Annotated in this window: 16 protein-coding genes; 7 read left to right on the top strand and 9 right to left on the bottom strand. The window is 68.3% G+C overall.

The window, feature by feature from the left end:
- Window positions 1-8: 8 nt before the first annotated feature.
- From LRM18_RS17285 to LRM18_RS17245, 9 genes are all read right to left on the bottom strand, one after another.
- Window positions 9-1,547 carry a GGDEF domain-containing protein gene (locus LRM18_RS17285; RefSeq protein WP_064237986.1) on the bottom strand — a complete coding sequence of 513 codons (1,539 nt, stop codon included), beginning with the start codon at window positions 1,545-1,547 and terminating at the stop codon, window positions 9-11.
- A gap of 261 nt (window positions 1,548-1,808) precedes the next feature.
- The gene (gene tsf, locus LRM18_RS17280; RefSeq protein ID WP_053463562.1) at window positions 1,809-2,684 is read right to left on the bottom strand and encodes a translation elongation factor Ts; all 876 of its coding nucleotides are present in this window, start codon (window positions 2,682-2,684) and stop codon (window positions 1,809-1,811) included.
- A 125-nt stretch (window positions 2,685-2,809) separates the two neighbouring features.
- Complete coding sequence (rpsB, locus tag LRM18_RS17275) at window positions 2,810-3,616, bottom strand: 30S ribosomal protein S2 (protein ID WP_005408748.1); 807 nt, start codon at window positions 3,614-3,616, stop codon at window positions 2,810-2,812.
- 220 nt (window positions 3,617-3,836) lie between these two features.
- Complete coding sequence (locus tag LRM18_RS17270) at window positions 3,837-4,535, bottom strand: molecular chaperone (protein ID WP_270955129.1); 699 nt, start codon at window positions 4,533-4,535, stop codon at window positions 3,837-3,839.
- A complete protein-coding gene (locus LRM18_RS17265) occupies window positions 4,535-4,915 on the bottom strand; it encodes a hypothetical protein (RefSeq protein ID WP_229301981.1) in 381 nt (126 codons plus the stop codon). The genes LRM18_RS17270 and LRM18_RS17265 overlap by 1 nt, the downstream gene beginning before the upstream one ends.
- Window positions 4,912-5,961, bottom strand: coding sequence for a spore coat U domain-containing protein (locus LRM18_RS17260; RefSeq protein WP_270955128.1), 1,050 nt, complete (start codon window positions 5,959-5,961; stop codon window positions 4,912-4,914). The genes LRM18_RS17265 and LRM18_RS17260 overlap by 4 nt, the downstream gene beginning before the upstream one ends.
- Window positions 5,958-8,324 (bottom strand): fimbria/pilus outer membrane usher protein, encoded by a 2,367-nt coding sequence (locus tag LRM18_RS17255; protein ID WP_057493526.1) that lies wholly within the window; start codon window positions 8,322-8,324, stop codon window positions 5,958-5,960. The genes LRM18_RS17260 and LRM18_RS17255 overlap by 4 nt, the downstream gene beginning before the upstream one ends.
- A gap of 7 nt (window positions 8,325-8,331) precedes the next feature.
- Window positions 8,332-9,081, bottom strand: coding sequence for a molecular chaperone (locus tag LRM18_RS17250; protein WP_049464974.1), 750 nt, complete (start codon window positions 9,079-9,081; stop codon window positions 8,332-8,334).
- The gene (locus tag LRM18_RS17245) at window positions 9,081-9,611 is read right to left on the bottom strand and encodes a spore coat U domain-containing protein (protein WP_049464971.1); all 531 of its coding nucleotides are present in this window, start codon (window positions 9,609-9,611) and stop codon (window positions 9,081-9,083) included. Before LRM18_RS17245 ends, LRM18_RS17250 begins: the two co-directional genes overlap by 1 nt.
- Before the next feature lie 230 nt (window positions 9,612-9,841).
- On the opposite strand from LRM18_RS17245, the gene map reads away from it, so the two are divergent.
- From map to asnB, 7 genes are all read left to right on the top strand, one after another.
- Entirely contained in the window at window positions 9,842-10,627 is a 786-nt protein-coding gene (map, locus tag LRM18_RS17240; protein WP_049464969.1) for a type I methionyl aminopeptidase, read from the top strand.
- A 2-nt stretch (window positions 10,628-10,629) separates the two neighbouring features.
- The gene (locus tag LRM18_RS17235) at window positions 10,630-13,257 is read left to right on the top strand and encodes a [protein-PII] uridylyltransferase (protein ID WP_270955126.1); all 2,628 of its coding nucleotides are present in this window, start codon (window positions 10,630-10,632) and stop codon (window positions 13,255-13,257) included.
- Entirely contained in the window at window positions 13,257-14,336 is a 1,080-nt protein-coding gene (gene dapD, locus LRM18_RS17230) for a 2,3,4,5-tetrahydropyridine-2,6-dicarboxylate N-succinyltransferase (RefSeq protein WP_049464966.1), read from the top strand. Before LRM18_RS17235 ends, dapD begins: the two co-directional genes overlap by 1 nt.
- A gap of 2 nt (window positions 14,337-14,338) precedes the next feature.
- The gene (locus LRM18_RS17225) at window positions 14,339-15,205 is read left to right on the top strand and encodes a hypothetical protein (RefSeq protein ID WP_270955125.1); all 867 of its coding nucleotides are present in this window, start codon (window positions 14,339-14,341) and stop codon (window positions 15,203-15,205) included.
- 31 nt (window positions 15,206-15,236) lie between these two features.
- Window positions 15,237-15,608: an arsenate reductase gene (locus tag LRM18_RS17220; protein ID WP_176421996.1), complete on the top strand. Its 372-nt coding sequence runs from the start codon at window positions 15,237-15,239 to the stop codon at window positions 15,606-15,608.
- Complete coding sequence (gene dapE, locus LRM18_RS17215; RefSeq protein WP_270955124.1) at window positions 15,605-16,732, top strand: succinyl-diaminopimelate desuccinylase; 1,128 nt, start codon at window positions 15,605-15,607, stop codon at window positions 16,730-16,732. Before LRM18_RS17220 ends, dapE begins: the two co-directional genes overlap by 4 nt.
- A gap of 373 nt (window positions 16,733-17,105) precedes the next feature.
- Entirely contained in the window at window positions 17,106-18,797 is a 1,692-nt protein-coding gene (gene asnB, locus LRM18_RS17210; RefSeq protein WP_049464960.1) for an asparagine synthase B, read from the top strand.
- The last annotated feature ends 39 nt before the right edge of the window (window positions 18,798-18,836 follow it).

Raw genomic sequence — 18,836 nt, 5'->3', positions numbered from 1 at the left:
CGTCCCGTTCAGCCGAGTTCGGCGCTGGCCGTGGCCGACAGCTCGTCGTGGCCAAGGGCCCCTGGCGAGCGCGCGATCACCCGGTTGCGGCCCAGGTTCTTGGAGCGGTACAGCACGTCGTCGGCAGCGCGCAGCAGGTCCTGCACGTCAGCGAAGCGCTCGTAACCGCCCTGGGTTGCCACGCCGGCGGAGAAGGTGACGAACAGCGGCCCGCCCTCCAGCTCGGCCATCGGCGTGGCGACGATGTTGGCCAGAACCCGGCGGATCACGTCCAAGGCCACGCTTTCGCTGGTATTGGGCAGCAGTGCGACGAACTCCTCGCCGCCGAAGCGCGCCACGGTGTCGCTGTTGCGCAGCTGGCCCTGCAGCTTGCCGGCGAAGGCGCGCAGCACCTCGTCGCCGGTGAGGTGGCCGTGGGCGTCGTTGATCTTCTTGAAATCGTCCAGGTCGATGAAGGCGACCGACAGCGGCCAGCCCTGGCGCCCGGCGCGCAGGAATTCCTGCTCCAGCACCGCTTCCAGCTGGCGGCGGTTGAGCACGCCGGTCAACGCATCGCGATGGGCCTGGTCGGCCAGGCGCTTGGCCCGCGCTTCGAATTCGTCGGCGCGACGGCGTGCCTGGTCGGCATCCTGCAGTTCGCGCAGGTTGCGCAGGGTGGCCAGCTCCTGCGCGTGATCGATCAGCTCGCGCACCCGCAGCGGTGAATTGAGGCCGGCGTCGAACAGGCTGGCGATGTCGGGCAGGGCCTCGCTGATGCGGGTCAGCACCTGGTCGAAGCGCGCGCTGTCCAGTTCCAGGCGGTCGTGCACCTGGTGCAGGGCGCGCTCGCGCGCCGCATCGGCGTCGGCGTCCAGCCAGATGTCGGCCACCGCGCCGGACAGCTGCACGCACGCCTGGAACGGCGATCCGGCGGCGTCCTCGTCCTCGCTGAGGCGGATGCTCTCCACCAGGTAGCGCGGCAGGCCCCATTGCTCGGCCACCCAGGCGCCGACGTCGGCGTGGCTGCAGCCCAGTTCGTCGCGCTCGCGGGCGACCAGGTCGGTGTTGTCGCGCGCTTCGCGCAGCAGGGGCAGGTAGCGCTCCGACTCGGCCTGGGCCAGGCACAGCACGCCCAGGTCCTGCAGCAGGCCGGCCAGCATCAGCTCTTCCAGCCTGCGCAGACCGCGCGCCTGGCCCAGCTGGCTGGCGGCCAGCGCGCTGAGGATGCTGCGCTTCCACGCGCGCTGGCGCAGGTCGTGGTCGGCGCCGCTGCCGCCGGTCAGGCCCTGGGTGACAGTGAAGCCCAGGGCGAGGCTGATCGTGGCGTTCAGGCCCAGCATGGTCAGCGCCTGGCCGAGGTTCTCGATGCGGCGGCGGCTGGCATACAGCGGCGAATTGGCGATGCGCAGCATGCGAGCACTCAGCGCCATGTCGATGGCGATGATGTCGGCGGCGGTGGCGATGTCCGCTTCCGGGTCCTGCGCCAGTTCGATGATGCGCAGGGCAATACCGGGGGGCGAAGGCAGGTTGCGGCAGAGCGCCAGGGCAGCTGTCAGCTCGGGAGGCATGTCGGGTCGTTCAATTCCATTGGGACAAGAATACCTAGGAACGCATCACAGTCCGCGATTTTCCTTCCTGCTATGTGACTGCGGTTTCCCTGCGCCGAGTATCGGCTTGATTCGCGCGCAACGCAAAGATCCCTGGTGCCGGGCTGTGCCTGGCGCCGGTGTGTGCACCCACGGTGCGCAGCCACCGGCGCAGTGGGCACAAAAAAAGAGCCGCGGTTTCCCGCGGCTCCTTCTGGTCGCATCACAGCCGGAAGGCTGGAATCAGACCTGCATCGCCTTGGCAACTTCGGCGGCGTAGTCTTCCACCACCTTCTCGATGCCTTCGCCGACGATCAGCAGCTTGAAGCCTGCCACGTCCGCGCCAGCGGCCTTGACCACCTGCTCGACGGTGGTGTCGCCCAGCACGTAGGTCTGGCCGTACAGGGTCACGTCGCTGACGATCTTGTTGATCTTGCCGCTGATGATCTTTTCCAGGATGTCGGCCGGCTTGGCCTTGTCCTTCTCGGTCATCTTGGCCAGCTCGATTTCCTTTTCCTTCTCGACGAACTCGGCCGGGACGTCCGCAGCCTTGTTGTGCGGCGGCTTCAGCGCGGCCACGTGCATGGCCAGGCCACGGGCCAGCTCGACGTCGCCGCCGATCAGGTCGACCAGCACGCCGACCTTGCCGTTGGTGTGGACGTAGGCACCGATGTTGCCGGTGGTGTCGACCTTGACCATGCGACGGATCTGGATGTTCTCGCCCAGGGTCTGCACGGCGGTGGCGCGGGCTTCCTCGACGGTACGGCCGTCGGCCAGCGTGGCGGCCTTCACGGCTTCGACGTCGTTGGCGCCCGATGCCAGGGCAGCAGCGGCGACGGCGTTGACGAAGGACTTGAAGTTGTCATCGTTGGCGACGAAGTCGGTTTCCGAGTTGACTTCGACCAGCACGGCCTTGCCGCCGTCCTGGGCCAGGCCCAGGCGGCCTTCGGCGGCCACGCGGTCAGCCTTCTTGTCGGCCTTGGCAGCGCCGGACTTGCGCATGGCTTCAGCAGCGGCGTTGATGTCGCCGTTGGCTTCGGTAAGCGCCTTCTTGCATTCCATCATGCCGGCGCCGGTGCGCTCGCGCAGTTCCTTGACCAGGGAAGCAGTGATTTCCACGGGATTACCTCACGAAAGAAAGGGGTTGGGCCGGCATGGTGGCCGGCCCGTGTGACACGGTCCTGTCACGCGCCGATGGCTGCGTGCAGGGAGGGTGGACGCCGGGCGTCCACCCGGGGCCTGGATCAGGCCTGGGCGTCGTCGCCCTTCTTGGCAGCCTTCTTGGCCGGAGCGCGGCGGGCCGGCTTCTCTTCGCCTTCAGCAGCGGCTTCAGCGAACTCTTCCTCGCGCACCGAAGCGGCGTGCGGGGCAGCCGCCTTGCCTTCCAGCACGGCGTCGGCCGCAGCGCGGGCGTACAGCTGCACAGCGCGGATGGCGTCGTCGTTGCCCGGGATGGCGTAATCAACCAGTTCCGGGTTGTAGTTGGTGTCGACCACGGCGATGACCGGGATGCCCAGCTTCTTGGCTTCCTTGATCGCGATGTCTTCGTGGCCGATGTCGATCACGAAGATGGCGTCCGGCAGGCGGTTCATGTCCTTGATGCCGCCCAGCGAGGCTTCCAGCTTGTCGCGCTCGCGGCGCAGGCCCAGCACTTCGTGCTTGACCAGCTTCTCGAAGGTGCCGTCGGTTTCACCGGCTTCCAGTTCCTTCAGGCGGGCAACCGACTGCTTGACGGTACGGAAGTTGGTCAGGGTGCCGCCCAGCCAACGCTGGTTCATGAACGGCATGCCGCAACGCTCGGCTTCTTCCTTGATGGTTTCGCGGGCGCTGCGCTTGGTGCCCAGGAACAGGACGGTGCCACGCTTCTGGGCAACCGACGAGATGAAGTTCATCGCATCGTTGAACAGCGGGACGGTCTTTTCCAGGTTGATGATGTGGATCTTGCCGCGGGCGCCGAAGATGTACGGAGCCATCTTCGGGTTCCAGTAGCGGGTCTGGTGGCCGAAGTGGACGCCGGCTTCCAGCATCTGACGCATGGTGACCTGGGGCATTGCAATACTCCTGATATGGAACCAGCGATTCCGCCCGCGGGGATAGGTATGCGGGACGCGTGGAAGCGCGATCGGTTCCGGGGTTGGGCTTCCCTGTTGCCTCCGTGGCCGAACTCCTTGCGGAGCACCCCGGCACGGATAGGGGCAGCAGGTGTGGATTCACCGGTGACGTCCGGTGTGGACGGGTTCCCGCGCACGCAGGCGGCAGGAATCCGGTCGATTATAGCCCGTCGCGGGCACGTGCTGCAATCGCAGGGGCGGGTGTGACCAGATCAATGTCGCGGCCGTCCTGCAGGCGGGCCTGGAAGCGGCCACCTGCGTAGCCATCGGCGCGGGCGGGCAGGGGCCATCGGCGATCATGCCCGGCCAGGATGTAGCCGGCCAGCCCAGGCAGCAACAGCGATGATCGGCCGTCCGCGGTGACGAAGCGCAGATCATGCAGGCGAGCGTGCAGATTACCGGAATTGCCGAGTCGCAGAGTGGTTTGCGACGCGTACGCCTCAAGGCGGCCCTGTACCAGGGCCTGCCGGGGCGGCGTCGCCGGGCCGCGGAACAGCGGCAGGGAATAGCGCGGCAGGCCCGGCAGCGCGGGCGCCAGGACGATCCGATAGGCCTGTTCGGCGGTTGCCGGCACGGGGTCGGCGGGCAGCAGCCAGACGCGCTGGGTGCCGCCAGGTGCCAGGTCCAGCTGCGCAGGGCTGACCCGGATCTGGTCGCTCGGGTGCAGTCGTTCGGCGTCCAGCTGCTGATCCCAGGCCAGCACCTGCACCCGGCCTTGCCAGCGGCCGGGGCCGGGATTGTGCAGCCACAGTTCGGCACGGCCGCCTTCGGCTGGCAGCTGCAGGGTGGTTGGCAGCAGTTCCAGCGCTGCGGCGGGCAGGGCCAGCAGCAGGGCCAGCAGGAGCAGCAGCGCGCGCATCAGTAAATGAGCGTCACGGCCGGCCTTTCATCGTCGTCTGCCGCAGGCGGCGCGAGGTCGCGGACCTGGGGCGGCAGCTGCGGTGCGTCGCTGCGCTGGTGCGGCGCCGGGCAGCCGGTGCCACCGGCGTCGTCACTGCAGGCGTCGACCACGGTCAGCCGGATCTGCAGGGGGCTGCTGGGTTCGGCCCATGCCGGCGTGCTGGCGACCAGCATCGCCCCGATCAGAAATGCGCGAACCACCTGCCAACCACCGTGCTGAAAGATATCGCTGCGCGGTATCGGCCGGATGCGCCGGAACTGTAGCGCCGAGCCCGTACCCGGCGTGCCGGGTGCCAGAAAATGCAGCCGAGCATGGGCTTCGCTCGACCGGACGCTCAATAGGTGATCGTTACCTGCACCAGATCGTTGTAGGTGCCCGCGGGCGGCTGGCCGCTGACCGGCGGCACCCGGCCATAAATGGTCAGCTGCTGTGCGCTGCCCGTGCCGGTGCCGCTGGCCGTGTCGACGGTCAAGGTATTGCCCCAGCGCAGGCTCCGCGCCGAGTCCCGGTACAGCTCGTAGGGAAGGTAATAGGTGCTGCCGCCGACGGTGGTGGCCATGCGCCGGATCGGAGTGGCGGCAGGATTGTTCTGGCCGTTGTTGAGGCCGACCTGGAAGGCGGTGTTCTTCAGGCAGGTCAGGGTGAGGGTGGCGGTCCGGTCGATGTTGGCCGGAATGCCGCCGGTGACGTTGCCGAAGTTCATGGTGGTGGTGACGTAGCTGCCACATTGCGGCAGCACGTTGGCGGTGGCGGTGAAGCTGAAGGCTGCACTCGCGCTGTTGGTGCCGGTGGCGCCGCCATTGCAGGTGGCGGGCACGGTAGCGGTACCGAGCAGGACTTCGTTCCAGGCCCAGGTCAGGACCACGTTGGCCCCGCTGAAGGTACTGCTGTACGCGCCGGAGGCCAGGATCTGGTTGGCCGGGATCTGCCCGAACAGCTGCACCGACTGCGCACCGCTGCCGCCCGTCACCAGCGGCACGTTGTAGGTCATGGTCAGTTCCTGCGCCGGTGGCGTGCCGCGCGGCACCAGTCCGGTGACCTGGCCGAAGCTGGCGTTGTTGTACAGCTGGAAATTCAGGGTGTCACTGCTGGTGGTGGTCATCGTGCGGAAGGTGGAACTGCTGCCGCCACCACTGCCGGCGCCCACGCCCACGCAGACGCGCACGCCGGTCGTGGCCAGCAGGCTCAGCGCGGCGGTGGTACAGGTCACCGTGATGTTGAGGTTGGCCGTGCTGGGGCCGGGCGCATTGCTGTTGATGCTGCCGAACGGCAGGGTCGGGTCGGCGACTGCCGTGCAGACCGCGGTGGCACGCGCGGGCGCCGGCGCCAGCAGGCTGCCCAGCAGGATGACGCCCAGCAGCAGGGCCCACCGGGCGTGCCTCATGGCGCCACCTCCGGGATGCACTGCTGCGGCGCCGGCTTCGGCCGCGCGCCGGACGCCACCACCTTGGGCAGGTCCGGCACTTTCACCCGGCAGGGGCCGCGGCTGGTGGTGACATACAGCACGCTGCCGGCGGCAACGTCTTCCAGATAGAGCAGGCCGTCGTAGCCGACCGTGGCCTGGCGGCCATCGGGCAACCGCACCTCGCTGCCGACCTCCAGCGGCTGCCCGTCCATTGCCAGCAGGGTCAGGCTCAGTGACGGCCGCGAGCGCAGCTGGAAGGTGACGCGGGTGCCGGCGCGCTGGCGCGGGGTCACCCAATCCTCGATGCGATCGGCGCGCATGTCCTCGGGCAGGTCCAGGGTATCGATCGAGACACGATTACGCTGCCAGGACAGCAACGGGCTGACCAGCAGCAGGCCGCGATCATCGGTGACGCCGATCAGGCGGTTCTCCAACCGCACCGGCACGCCGCCGACGCCATTGGTGCTGATCACCGCGAACGCGTCCGACACCTCGCGCGTGGCGAAGGTGTGGCCGCCCATCCACACCACGCTGCCACTGGCGCTGGCGTAGGCATAGTTCAGCCCGCCCTGGCGCGAGGCGCCGAACGAATAGCGGCCGACATCGTTGAGGATGCCGACCTCGGCCAGGCCGCCGTTGCCGTCCTCGCCGTGGCGCAGCTGCGCGCGCCAGCCGACGCCGCCCGCGCTGCCGTCGCCCGGGACCGGCTGGGTCACGTCCGCCACCCAGCTCTGGCTATCGCCGTTGCGTTGGCTCGAGAGGCTGGCCTGGCGATTGTTGCCCAAGCTGGCGGTCACCGACAGGTAGATGCTGCGGTCGTCGCTGCGGTCCAGGTTCTGGTTCAGCGACAGGTAGGCCGACCAGCGCTGGCTCCAGCTGCGTGACCAGAACAGGCTGGCGTAGCGGTTGTCGTCGCCGTCGGGGTAGCGCAGGCGCAGGTAGCTTGCGCTGAGCGTGCCCAGCCGCAGCAGGTCCAGGCCCAGCGTGGCCTGTTCACTGATGCTCGGCGGCAGGTTGCCCTGCAGTGCGCCCAGGTCGCGGTAGTCGCCGTGGCTGCGCACGCTGCGCAGGTTGACGTTGAAGCGGCGGTTGTTCCAGCTGTAGCCCAGCGCCCATTGCCCGCCCTGCAGGCCGTGGTAATCACTGCGTGCATAGGCCGCGTTGAACACGCCGGCCGCGCCGAGCAGCCACCAGCCGCCGACGCCGGCCTGGGCCAGGCCGCCGCCGCCTTCGGCATGCGCCTCGCCAGTGAAGGTATCGCTGATGCCTCCGCGCCAGCTGGCACTGGCCACGGTGCGATCGTCGTAGGCGAAGGAGCGCTGGCCAAAGTCCTCGCGCAGGTGGCCGACGCCGGCCGACCAGTCCGAAAGGCCCTTGGCCAGCAGCTGCTGGGTGCCATAGAAACTGAAATCCAGCGTCTGCATGCGGCCGAAGGCATCGGTCACCACCACCTGCGCATTACCGGTGCCGCTGATCCCGGGCTGTGCCGCCAGCTGGAACGGGCCGACCGGTACCTGCCCGCTGTACTGGCGCAGGCCGTCCACGTACAGCTCGACCGTGGAGGGCACCACGGCCTGGCCGAGGAAGCTCGGCGTGGGCGTCAGTACGCGGTAGGGCTGCAGCCCGTAGTTGCGGCCGATCTGCAGCCCGCCCAGGCGCACCGGGCGGGTCCAGTCGACGAAGCCGCTGTAGAAGTCACCGACCTCCAGCGTCGTTGCGCTGTCGGGGAAGTCCAGGCTCCAGCGGGTGTCCAGCCGCACGCTTTCGCCGCGCCAACGGCGATCGCCGGGTTGCTGGTAGCGACGGCTGATGGCAGTGTTCTCAAAAGTCCCGTTGCCGATGCCGAACACGCGCAGCTCCGAGCTCAGGCTGAGATTGCCCAGTGTGTCCACCCGGCTGCCGTAGACGTCGTAGTTGAGCAGCACGCCGGGCGAGGCAGTGCCGGCCGGCGCACGCGCCTGCGGCCGGCTGAGCACCGTGGTCGGCAGGGTCAGCTGGTCCAGTGGTACATCCAGCGCCAGGGTCTGCATGTGCGCGTCGTAGCGCACCACCGCGCCGCTGATCTGATCCAGGTAGACCGGCGCATCGCCGCTGGCATTGAAGCCGAGCTGGCGCAACACCTCGGGGCTGGCCTGCAGCCGGCCGCGGTTCTCGATGAACGGCAGCAGGCCGCGTGGCGTGCTGTTGAGCGACACATCCAGGTACAGCGTCTGGCTGGCGGTCAGCGGGGTCGGGGGCGGCAGCACGGCGTCGGCCGACACGCCGGAGACATCGGCGGCGACGCCGGACACATCGGCGGCTGCGGTCGCCGCGGGAGCCAGGGCCGCCAGCACTGCGCCCATCAACGCCTCAGCGAGCCGGTGGGGGCGACAGTGGCGTCTGTTCCGACTCGCCATTGAGCTTGGCCGTGATCTGGTCGTTGTCGCGGTCGATCGCCGTGCGTTCGATCGGCCAGCGCATCACCTGGCCCGGCAGCACGTAGCCCAGCAGTCCGGGGTGGACAATGCGCGGGCGCGCGGCGCTGCCCAGCGCAAGATCGGCGATCTGCGCGTAGCTGTCGCCCGTATTGGCGACCTCCACGCCATTGCGGCCGTCCGCCAGTGTCATCAGGCGGGCCTGCAGCCGTGGGGCCAGGCGGCCGGTGGAAGGCTGCACGAACACCGGGATCGAATAGCGCAGTACGAACTGCATGCCCTCGGCACGGGTGGCCAGGTCGGGTACCTCGTCCACGATCAGCCGGTAGTGCCGCTGTGCAGGCGGGGGCTCGTTGTCCGGACGCATCACCCGCACCAGCTGCTGCTGCCCAGCGGCCAGCTCCTGCATCGGGGGCGTGGCGATCAGCTCGTCGGTCGGCAGCAGCTGTTCCTGGCCGTCCTGTTGCACCCAGCGGAACAGGCGCACCTGCAGCGTCACCGGCGAGGTGCCGCTGTTGGTCAGCCACAGCTCACCGGCACGCTGGCGCGCCTCCAGCTGCAGGCTGGTGGGCGCGACCTGCAGGCTGGTGGCGCCGGCAGGGGCGGCGCCCAGCAGGCACAGGGCGAGCAGCGCCACGCCGGTGGCGCGCCACGGGCGGGGTCCGGCCATGCGGGCGTGCTCCATCAATAGGTGATCGTGGCGGTAACCGTATCCAGGTAGTTACCCGTGGCCGGATTGTTGGTGCTCAGGTTCAGGATCTGGCCGTAGACGATGTACGGCACGGCCAGGCCGGTGCCGATGCCGGCCTGGGTATTGGTGCCGGTTGTGGCGCCCCAGACCAGGGTATGCGCAGCATCCTGGTAGAGCTGGTAGCCGACATAGTTGTTGGCGGTCACCGCGGCATTGGTGTTCTTCATGCGCCGGGTGGTGACGTCGTTGGCGGTACCGGCGTTGGCGCCCGCATTCAGCGCAATCGTGTAGGGCGTCAGTGCCGAGCACTGCGCGGTCACCGTGCCCTGGCCCAGGGTGGGCGTGGCGGTGGTCGAGGCGGCGGTGCCGAAGTCGACGTTGGTGGCCGCCGCCGCCGTGATGGTGCAGGCCTTGGTGACCACCAGGGTGACATTGAAGGTGGTGGTGTCGGCGGCCAGCGCCTGGCCGGAAAGCAGCAGCCCGGCCAGGGCCCAGCCCAGCGGGGATCGAACTGGGAATCGCATGGACAACCTCCCTGACCCGAAGGTCCGTTGAACAAGGCGAAGACGGCACGTTCGGCGCCGCGGTGACGACTGCGAGGCCAGCTTAGGAAGCGTAAGTGTCTGTAATACGTGATAAATAAGAGAGTGAAAGAGCGGACGCCATCACGCTTTCACTTTCTTTGCCGGAACTGTGCATGGCTTGGAACGCCAGTTGGGTGGCGTTCGTTCAGATTGCGGCCGGATCGGCGATAATGGGTGCCATGAGCGTGAATCTGAAAACCCCGCAGGAAATCGAGATGATGCGCATCGCCGGCCGCCTGGCCAGCGAAGTGCTGGACATCGTCGCCCCCCACGTCAAGCCCGGTGTCACCACCGAGGAACTGGACCGCATCTGCCACGATCACATCGTGAACGTGCAGGGCGCCATTCCGGCCAACGTCGGCTACCGCGGCTTCCCCAAGACCGTGTGCACCTCGGTCAACAACGTCATCTGCCACGGCATCCCCAGCGAAGGGAAGGTGCTCAAGGATGGCGACATCATCAACATCGACGTCACCGTCATCAAGGACGGCTGGCACGGCGACACCAGCCGCATGTATTTCGTCGGCACCCCGTCGGTGATGGCCCGCCGCCTGGTGGAGACCACTTACGAAGCCATGTGGCGCGGCATCCGCGCAGTGCGTCCGGGCGCCACCCTGGGCGACATCGGCCATGCCATCCAGAGCTATGCCGAAGGCGAGCGGTTCAGCGTGGTGCGCGAGTACTGCGGCCACGGCATCGGCAAGGTCTACCACGACGAGCCGCAGGTGGTGCATTACGGCCGTCCGGGCCAGGGCCTGGTGCTGCAGCCGGGCATGACCTTCACCATCGAGCCGATGATCAACGAGGGCACCCGCTACAACAAGGTGCTGCCGGATGGCTGGACCGTGGTGACCAAGGACCGCAAGCTGTCGGCGCAGTGGGAGCACATGGTCGCGGTCACCGAGACCGGCGTCGACGTGCTGACCCTGTCTCCGGGCGAGTCGCAGGTCTCCTGACGATGTTGCCGGCGAGTTCGCTGCTGGACACGCCGGCCGCGTCGCTCAACGACCCGGACTGGGCGGCTGCCGCGCGCCAGGCGCTGCAGCAGGCCGACGCGCGCCTGTACCGCCGCTTCGACCAGGGCGACAACATCGAGCGCCTGCTGGCGCTGCGCGCACGTGCCGCCGACCACCTGATCCGCCTGGCCTGGCAGCGTTGCCTGCCGGCCGGCAGCGGCCTGTCGCTGTTCGCGGTGGGCGGTTATGGCCGCGGCGAACTGTTCCCGCGTTCGGACATCGACCTGCTGGTGTTCGGTGATCCGCCGGCACAACTGGCGCACGAAGCGGCCCTGGCGCGGCTGTTCGCGCTGCTGTGGGACTGCGGGTTGGCGGTCAGCCATGCGGTGCGCTCTGCATTGCAGTGCCGCGAGGCGGCGGCTGACCAGACCGTGTTGACCGCGCTGATCGAGGCGCGTCCGATCCTGGCCGATGACGCCGCCCGCCACGCGCTGCGCGAGGCCATCGACGACCGCGAGCTGTGGCCGGCGCGTGCCTTCTTCCTGGCCAAGCTGGAAGAGCTGCGCATCCGCCACCAGCGCTTCGGCGATACCGCCGACAATCTGGAGCCGGACCTGAAGGACGGTCCCGGTGGCCTGCGTGATCTCAATACGCTGGGCTGGATGGCGCTGCGCGCCTTCGGCGTGCGCGACCTGGAGGCCCTGGTCGGGCTCGGCCATCTGGGCGCCGACGAAGCTGCGGCGTTGAAGCGCGAGCGTGCAGTGCTGGCGCGGTTGCGCTTCGGCCTGCATCTGGTGGCGCGCCGCCCGGAAGAGCGCCTGCGTTTCGATTACCAGAAGACCCTGGCCGCGCGCCTGGGCTTCGAAGACGATGCCGAGAACCTCGGCGTCGAGAAGATGATGCAGGGCTTCTACCGCGCCGCGCTGGTGGTGCGCCGGATCAGCGACCGCCTGCTGCAGCGCTTCGAGGAACAGTTCGACGGCGAGGCGCAGCCGGAGCCGCTGACCGTGGGCTTTTCCCTGCGTCGTGGCTACCTGGCCGCCAATGAGGCCGACTGGCCGCAGGGCGACATCGGCCAGGTGTTCGCGCTGTTTTCCAGCTGGGCCAACAACCCGCAGGTGCGCGGCCTGCACTCGCTGACCGCGCGTGCGCTGGCCGAGTCGCTGCCGCTGCTGCCGGCCTATGACCAGGCCGACGCCGACGCACGCGAGCACTTCCTTGCCCTGCTGCGTGGCCAGCGCCCGGTCGACACGCTTTCGCGCATGGCGCGGCTGGGCGTGCTTGGCCAGTGGATTCCCGCGTTCGCCCAGGTCAGCGGGCGCATGCAGTTCGACCTGTTCCATGTCTATACGGTCGACCAGCACACGCTGATGGTCCTGCGCAACATCGGCCAGTTCGCCAGCAGCCGTGCCGACGAACGCTTCTCGATCGCGCACGAAGTGTGGCCACGCCTGCGCAAGCCGGAACTGCTGCTGCTGGCCGGCCTGTTCCATGACATCGCCAAGGGCCGCGGCGGCGACCACTCCGAGCTGGGTGCGGTGGACGCGCGTGCGTTCTGCCAGGCACATGCACTGAGTGGCACCGATACCGAGCTGGTCGCCTGGCTGGTCGAACAGCACCTCCGCATGTCGGTGACCGCGCAGAAGCAGGACATCGCCGATCCGGTGGTGATCCATCGCTTCGCCACCCTGGTCGGCAGCCGCGACCGCCTGGACTACCTGTACCTGCTGACCTGTGCCGATATCGCCGGCACCAGCCCGAAACTGTGGAACGCCTGGAAGGATCGCCTGCTGGCCGACCTGTACTTCGCCACCCGGCGCGCGCTGCGCGAAGGACTGGAGCATCCGGTGCCGGCTGCCGAGCGCGTGGCCGAGGCGCGTGACAGCGTGCGCGCACTGGTGCGCGAGCAGGGCTATGACGACGCCACCATCGACCGCCAGTTCGCGGTGATGCCCGATGAGGGCTTCATCCGCCTGCGGCCCGAGCAGCTGGCCTGGCAGGCCGCCGCACTGGTGCCAGTGAAGCAGGGCCAGACCCTGGTCAAGGTGCGCCGGATCAGTGTCGACGACCCCGCGCTGGAAGTGTTCGTGCACTCGCCCGACCGCGATGGCCTGTTCGCCGCGATCGTAATGACCCTGGACCGCAAGGGCTACGGGATCCACCGTGCACGCGTGCTGGACGGCCCGGCCGACACCATCTTCGACACCTTCGAAGTCAACCCGGCCGACACCTTTGCCGATGGCAGCAGTGCCAACCTGGAGGCGGCGCTGCGTGAGGCCCTGAGTGGCGACCTGACGCGGCTGCGGCCGTCACGCCGGGTGGTGCCGCGACAGCTGCGTCATTTCCGTTTTGCGCCGCGCATCGAATTCCGCGATGAACCGGGCGCGACCCGTTTTGCCCTGGTCGCCCCCGACCGTCCCGGCCTGCTGGCCGACGTGGCGTTCGTGCTGCGCAACCAGGGCCTGCGCGTGCATGATGCGCGCATTGCCACGTTCGGCGAACGCGCCGAAGACACCTTCGTGATCAGTGACGAACACGACCTCCCCCTGACTGAACCTGCCCGGCAGCAGCTGCATGACGCGATGCTGGCCTGCCTGGACCCTGATCGAAACGCCGGAGACCCCGCCTGATGGCCACCAAGCCCGCCAAGAAGACCGCCGCGACCCCCAAGAGCGCAGCGGCCCGGAAACCTGCTGCCGCCGCACCGGCCGCGAAGAAGACCCCTGCGCCGAAGAAGGCCGCTGCGGTGAAGGCCCCGGCGAAGAAAACGACGGCGGTGAAGCGTGCTGTGAAGAAGCCGGCGCCGGCCAAGAGCGCCGAAGCCGTCCGCGCCGAAACCATTGCCCGCAAGTCGCTGCGCAAGCCGTCGGCACCGGGCGTTGAAGAGCTGAAGTTCGGCATCGAGAGCGCCTTCGAGCGCCGCGCGACGCTGACCCTGCACGAGCTGGAAGGCTCGACCAGGCCGCTGGTCAACCGCGTGATCGACGGCCTGGAGAGCGGTGAATTCCGCGTCGCCGAGCCGGACGGCCAGGGTGGCTGGAAGGTCAACGAATGGCTGAAGAAGGCGGTGCTGCTGTATTTCCGCGTCAACGACATGGCGGTGGTCGATGCACGCCCGGCACCGTTCTGGGACAAGGTCGAATCGCGCTTCGCCGGCTATGACGAAGCGAAGTTCCGCCGTGGCGGCGTGCGCGTGGTGCCGGGTGCGATTGCCCGCCGCGGCACGTACTTCGGCAAGGACGTGGTGCTGATGCCGAGCTTCACCAACATCGGTGCCTACGTCGGCGAAGGCACCATGGTCGACACCTGGGCCACCGTCGGTTCCTGCGCGCAGATCGGCCAGCACTGCCACCTTTCCGGCGGCGCCGGCATCGGCGGCGTGCTGGAGCCGCTGCAGGCCAGCCCGACCATCATCGAGGACCACTGCTTCATCGGTGCCCGCTCGGAAGTGGTGGAAGGCGTGGTGGTCGGCCACCACAGCGTGATCGGCATGGGCGTGTTCCTCAGCCAGAGCACCCGCATCTACAACCGCGCCACCGGTGAGATCAGCTATGGCTACATTCCGCCGTACAGCGTGGTGGTGTCCGGCTCGCTGCCGAGCAAGGACGGTACCCATTCGCTGTACTGCGCGGTGATCGTCAAGCAGGTTGATGCCAGGACCCGAAGCAAGACCAGCGTCAACGACCTGCTGCGCGGCCTGGCCGACTGAAGATGACTGCGCCGGAGGATCTGGCGCCGTCCGCGATCTACCGGCATCCGTCCGGCACCCTGTTCGGGCGGATGCTGCCGCGCCTGCTGCACGCCCCGCGCTGGACCCGGCTGCGCCGCGCGCTGTCGCGGCGCTGGCCGATGCCGGCGCTGGCCAGCGATGTGCGCGACGTGGTCTACGTCAGCTGGTGGGTCGACGTGCGCCACGCGCCGATGCCACCACCCGGCCATCACTACGTGGTCCATGCCGGACGCACGCCCTACACCATCCTCAGCTATCGGCACGGCCATTTCGGGCCGGCGCTGGCCGGGCCGCTGCGCTCGCTGATGCCGTCGCCCAGGCAGAGCAACTGGCGCTGGTACCTGCGCCGTGACGATGATCCGGACGGGACGCCGGTGGTGTTGTTCGATCGCAACGTGATGGACCAGCTGGCCTTCGTCGCCGGCGCGCGCGCCTTCAGCGATGCCATGCAGCCGCATCTGTCCACGCGCTTCGCGCATGTGGTGCGCACCGATGGTGGTGGGCACACCGTGGTCGAAGGTGGGCAGGGCAGCGCGCCGGCGCTGCACCTGCAGTGGCAGGCGGCTGCGGGCTGGGACGATGCCGGGTGGGCGGCGGCCTTCGGCGGCCATCAGGCCCTGCTGCGCTTCCTGACCTGCCAGGACCAGGCCATCGCCCGGACCTGTGATCACCGCTGGGCCAGCACCCGCATCGCGCTGCCGGTGGAAATCGCCCACCTGCAAGCGTTGCGGCTGGACGGCGAGCCGCAGTGCCCGCGGCTGCAGGCCATGGGCGTGGCGTTGCACGAGGGGCTGGCCTTCCGGCTGCCCCAGGTGCCGTTCCGGGTCGTGTCCGAGCGCCTGTTGTGAGATTCTGGCCCTCTGTTTTCCAGCATCACAGATGGCCATGAGCACCACTGTCTACGGTTTGAAGAACTGCGATACCTGCAAGAAGGCGACCAAGTGGCTGGACCGCTTCGGCGTGCCGTACACCTTCATCGACTACCGCGACAACAAACCCAGCCCGGAAATGCTGCTGGCGTGGGCCGCGCAGCTGGGTGGGCTGGCCGCGATGGTCAACAGGTCCTCCACTACCTGGCGGCAGCTGCCGGACAACCGCAAGGCCGCGGACTCCGAGGCCGAATGGAAGCTGCTGCTGCGCGAGTACCCGCAGTTGATCAAGCGCCCGCTGGTGGTCACTACCGACGGCGCGGTCAGCCAGGGTTTCAGTGACAACGGCTTCAAGGCCCGCTTCGGCGTCGGTGACGCATGAGTGCGGTCCTCGACCTGACCTGCGAACTGATCGCACGGCCCTCGGTGACGCCGGACGATGCTGGCTGCCAGGCACTGCTGGCGGCGCGCCTGGAGCAGGCCGGGTTCCAGTGCGATCACCTGCGGCTGGGCGAGGTCGACAATCTGTGGGCGACCCATGGCCAGGGCGCGCCGGTACTGGTGCTGCTGGGCCATACCGACGTGGTGCCGACGGGCCCGCGCGAGGCCTGGACCAGCGACCCGTTCATGCCGCAGATCCGTGACGGCGTGCTGTATGGCCGTGGTACCGCCGACATGAAGGGCAGCGTCGCCGCGTTCGTGGTGGCCGCCGAGCAGTTCGTCGCCGCGCACCCCGATCACCCCGGCACGCTGGCGGTGCTGCTGACCAGCGACGAGGAGGGCGATGCCATTGATGGCGTGCGCCATGTCGCGCGGCTGTTCGCCGAACGCGGCCAACGCATCGACTGGTGCATCACCGGCGAGCCGTCGTCGACCGCGACGCTCGGTGACCTGCTGCGCGTGGGGCGTCGTGGCAGCCTCTCGGCCAAGCTGCGCGTGCAGGGCGTGCAAGGCCATGTGGCGTATCCGGAAAAGGCGCGCAACCCGATTCACCAGGCGGCGCCGGCTCTGGCCGAATTGAGTGCGCGGCGCTGGGATGACGGCTACGAGAGTTTCCCGCCGACCAGCCTGCAGATCTCCAACATCCACGCCGGTACCGGTGCCAACAACGTGATTCCCGGCGAGCTCGAAGTGGATTTCAACATCCGCTACAACCCGCACTGGGATGCGCCGAAGCTGGAAGCGGAGATCACCGCTCTGCTGGACCGGCACGGCCTGCAGTACGCGCTGAAGTGGCATCGCAGCGGCGAGCCCTTCTACACCCCGGAGGGCACGCTGCGCGCCACCGCGCGGGCGGTGCTGGCCGAGCACATCGGCCGTGCGCCGGAAGAAAGTACCGGCGGCGGCACGTCCGATGCACGCTTCATTGCGCCGCTGGGTGCGCAGTGCATCGAAGTGGGGCCGGTCAACGCCAGCATCCACCAGGTGGACGAGAACGTGCGCGTGGACGATCTGGAAGCACTGCCGGGGCTGTACCAGCGGCTGGTGGAACGGCTGCTGGCGTGAGGCATGGCGCCGGGCACGGCCCGGCGCTACCCCTGTGGGCGCCGACTGCTGGGTACCGACCGTTGGTCGGCACACCTTCACCTGGTTGCCAATGCAACGGTTGCGCTGCGCCGGAAAGCGGGGTAGGGTCGATGCCATGTCGATCCGCCTGGCCACCGCCGTCAACAACAACCGCAATAATCTGCGCGCGAATAATCGTGCGCGGCCGATGCGGGACTGCGCCCTGGGTAGATAGACAGCAACACACGCCCGGACACCAGAAAACCCGCATCGGTCGATGCGGGTTTTTTTGTGCCCGGGCGCAGCCTGCCCGGGCCTGGATGGCCGGTCGAACACCTCCCACCCGTGAAATTCCCCCAACAGGAGCTCCCCCATGTGTTCGATCTTCGGAATCTTCGGCCTGCAGGCCGGTGACGATCTTCCGGCCCTGCGCCGCCATGCGCTGGAACTGTCGCAGCGCCAGCGCCACCGCGGCCCGGACTGGAGCGGCGTGTATCTCGACGAAGGCGCGCTGCTGGTCCACGAACGGCTGGCCATTGTCGACCCGGCCGGTGGTTCGCAGCCGCTGCTGTCGGCCGACGGCCAGCTGGCACTGGCGGTGAACGGTGAGATCTACAACCACCAGGCATTGAAGGCGGCGCTGACCGCCGCCTACGACTTCCAGACCGGGTCGGATTGCGAGGTGATCAACGCGCTGTATCGCCAGGGCGCTTCGCCGGCGCAGTGGCTGGAACAGCTCAATGGCATCTTCGCGTTCGCGCTGTGGGACCGCGACAGTGGGCGTGTACTGGTGGCGCGCGACCCGGTCGGCGTGGTGCCGTTGTACTGGGGCCATGATGCCCAGGGCCGCCTGCGCGTGGCCTCGGAAATGAAGGCGCTGGTCGATACCTGTGCCGATGTCGCGCAGTTCCCGCCGGGCCACTACTTCGACAGCGCCAGTGGAGAGCTGGTGCGCTACTACCAGCAACCGTGGCGCGACTATGCCGACGTGCAGGGCCGCCAGGCCGACCTGGCCGAACTGCGCCAGGCGTTCGAGCATGCGGTGGAACGCCAGCTGATGAGCGATGTGCCGTACGGCGTGCTGCTGTCCGGTGGCCTGGACTCGTCGCTGGTGGCGGCGGTGGCCGCACGCTATGCGCGTCGCCGCATCGAGGATGGCGGGCAGACCGAAGCCTGGTGGCCGCGGCTGCACTCGTTCGCGATTGGATTGAAGGGCTCGCCCGACCTGGCTGCCGCCGCGATCGCCGCCGAAGCACTGGGCACCGTGCATCACGGCTTCGAGTACACGTTCGAGGAAGGCCTCGATGCGCTGCCGGAGGTGATCCGCCACATCGAGACCTACGACGTCACCACCATCCGTGCATCGACGCCGATGTTCCTGCTGGCGCGGCGGATCAAGGCGATGGGAGTGAAGATGGTGCTGTCCGGCGAGGGCAGCGACGAGATCTTCGGTGGCTACCTGTACTTCCACAAGGCGCCGGACGCGCGTGAGTTCCACGATGAGCTGGTACGCAAGCTCGACGCCCTGCACAACTACGATTGCCTGCGTGCCAACAAGTCGATGATGGCCTGGGGCGTGGAACCGCGCGTGCCGTTCCTCGACCGTGAGTTCCTTGACGTGGCGATGCGCTTCGATGCCGCGCACAAGATGGTCGGTGCCGGTTTTGGCGGCCGTCGCATCGAGAAGGCCGTGCTGCGCGAGGCGTTCGATGGCTACCTGCCGGACAGCATCCTGTGGCGGCAGAAGGAACAGTTCAGCGATGGCGTGGGCTATGGCTGGATCGATGGGCTGAAGGCCCATGCCGAGGCGCAGGTGAGCGACCGTGTACTGGCGGCCGCCGACAAGCGCTTCCCGCACAACCCGCCGCAGACCAAGGAGGCGTACTACTACCGCCACCTGTTCGAGCAGTTCTTCCCGAGCCGGGCAGCGGCCGAGACCGTGCCGGGGGGCAAGTCGATCGCCTGTTCGTCGCCCGCGGCCATCGCCTGGGACGCCAGTTTTGCCGCGGCGGCGGATCCGTCGGGCCGGGCGATCGCCGGAGTGCACGAGCAGGCACTGGCCTAGGCGCGAGAAAGGGGAGGGAGGAGGGCACCTCGTATGTGC

This window comes from Stenotrophomonas sp. PI_27, from assembly GCF_027854495.1.
Lineage (GTDB): Bacteria > Pseudomonadota > Gammaproteobacteria > Xanthomonadales > Xanthomonadaceae > Stenotrophomonas > Stenotrophomonas pavanii.
Note: the sequence above shows the minus strand (reverse complement) of the source record. Positions and strands in the feature narration are given on the sequence as shown.

What these genes read in the sequence shown, in the direction of transcription:
- LRM18_RS17235 (WP_270955126.1), top strand. Translation starts at nt 10,630, where the DNA reads ATGTTGCCGGCGAGTTCGCTGCTGGACACGCCGGCCGCGTCGCTCAAC.
- LRM18_RS17270 (WP_270955129.1), bottom strand. Translation starts at nt 4,535, where the DNA reads ATGCGCGCGCTGCTGCTCCTGCTGGCCCTGCTGCTGGCCCTGCCCGCC.
- map (WP_049464969.1), top strand. Translation starts at nt 9,842, where the DNA reads ATGGGTGCCATGAGCGTGAATCTGAAAACCCCGCAGGAAATCGAGATG.
- rpsB (WP_005408748.1), bottom strand. Translation starts at nt 3,616, where the DNA reads ATGCCCCAGGTCACCATGCGTCAGATGCTGGAAGCCGGCGTCCACTTC.
- LRM18_RS17260 (WP_270955128.1), bottom strand. Translation starts at nt 5,961, where the DNA reads ATGAGGCACGCCCGGTGGGCCCTGCTGCTGGGCGTCATCCTGCTGGGC.
- LRM18_RS17220 (WP_176421996.1), top strand. Translation starts at nt 15,237, where the DNA reads ATGGCCATGAGCACCACTGTCTACGGTTTGAAGAACTGCGATACCTGC.
- LRM18_RS17225 (WP_270955125.1), top strand. Translation starts at nt 14,339, where the DNA reads ATGACTGCGCCGGAGGATCTGGCGCCGTCCGCGATCTACCGGCATCCG.
- dapE (WP_270955124.1), top strand. Translation starts at nt 15,605, where the DNA reads ATGAGTGCGGTCCTCGACCTGACCTGCGAACTGATCGCACGGCCCTCG.
- LRM18_RS17285 (WP_064237986.1), bottom strand. Translation starts at nt 1,547, where the DNA reads ATGCCTCCCGAGCTGACAGCTGCCCTGGCGCTCTGCCGCAACCTGCCT.
- dapD (WP_049464966.1), top strand. Translation starts at nt 13,257, where the DNA reads ATGGCCACCAAGCCCGCCAAGAAGACCGCCGCGACCCCCAAGAGCGCA.
- LRM18_RS17250 (WP_049464974.1), bottom strand. Translation starts at nt 9,081, where the DNA reads ATGGAGCACGCCCGCATGGCCGGACCCCGCCCGTGGCGCGCCACCGGC.
- LRM18_RS17245 (WP_049464971.1), bottom strand. Translation starts at nt 9,611, where the DNA reads ATGCGATTCCCAGTTCGATCCCCGCTGGGCTGGGCCCTGGCCGGGCTG.
- LRM18_RS17255 (WP_057493526.1), bottom strand. Translation starts at nt 8,324, where the DNA reads ATGGGCGCAGTGCTGGCGGCCCTGGCTCCCGCGGCGACCGCAGCCGCC.
- asnB (WP_049464960.1), top strand. Translation starts at nt 17,106, where the DNA reads ATGTGTTCGATCTTCGGAATCTTCGGCCTGCAGGCCGGTGACGATCTT.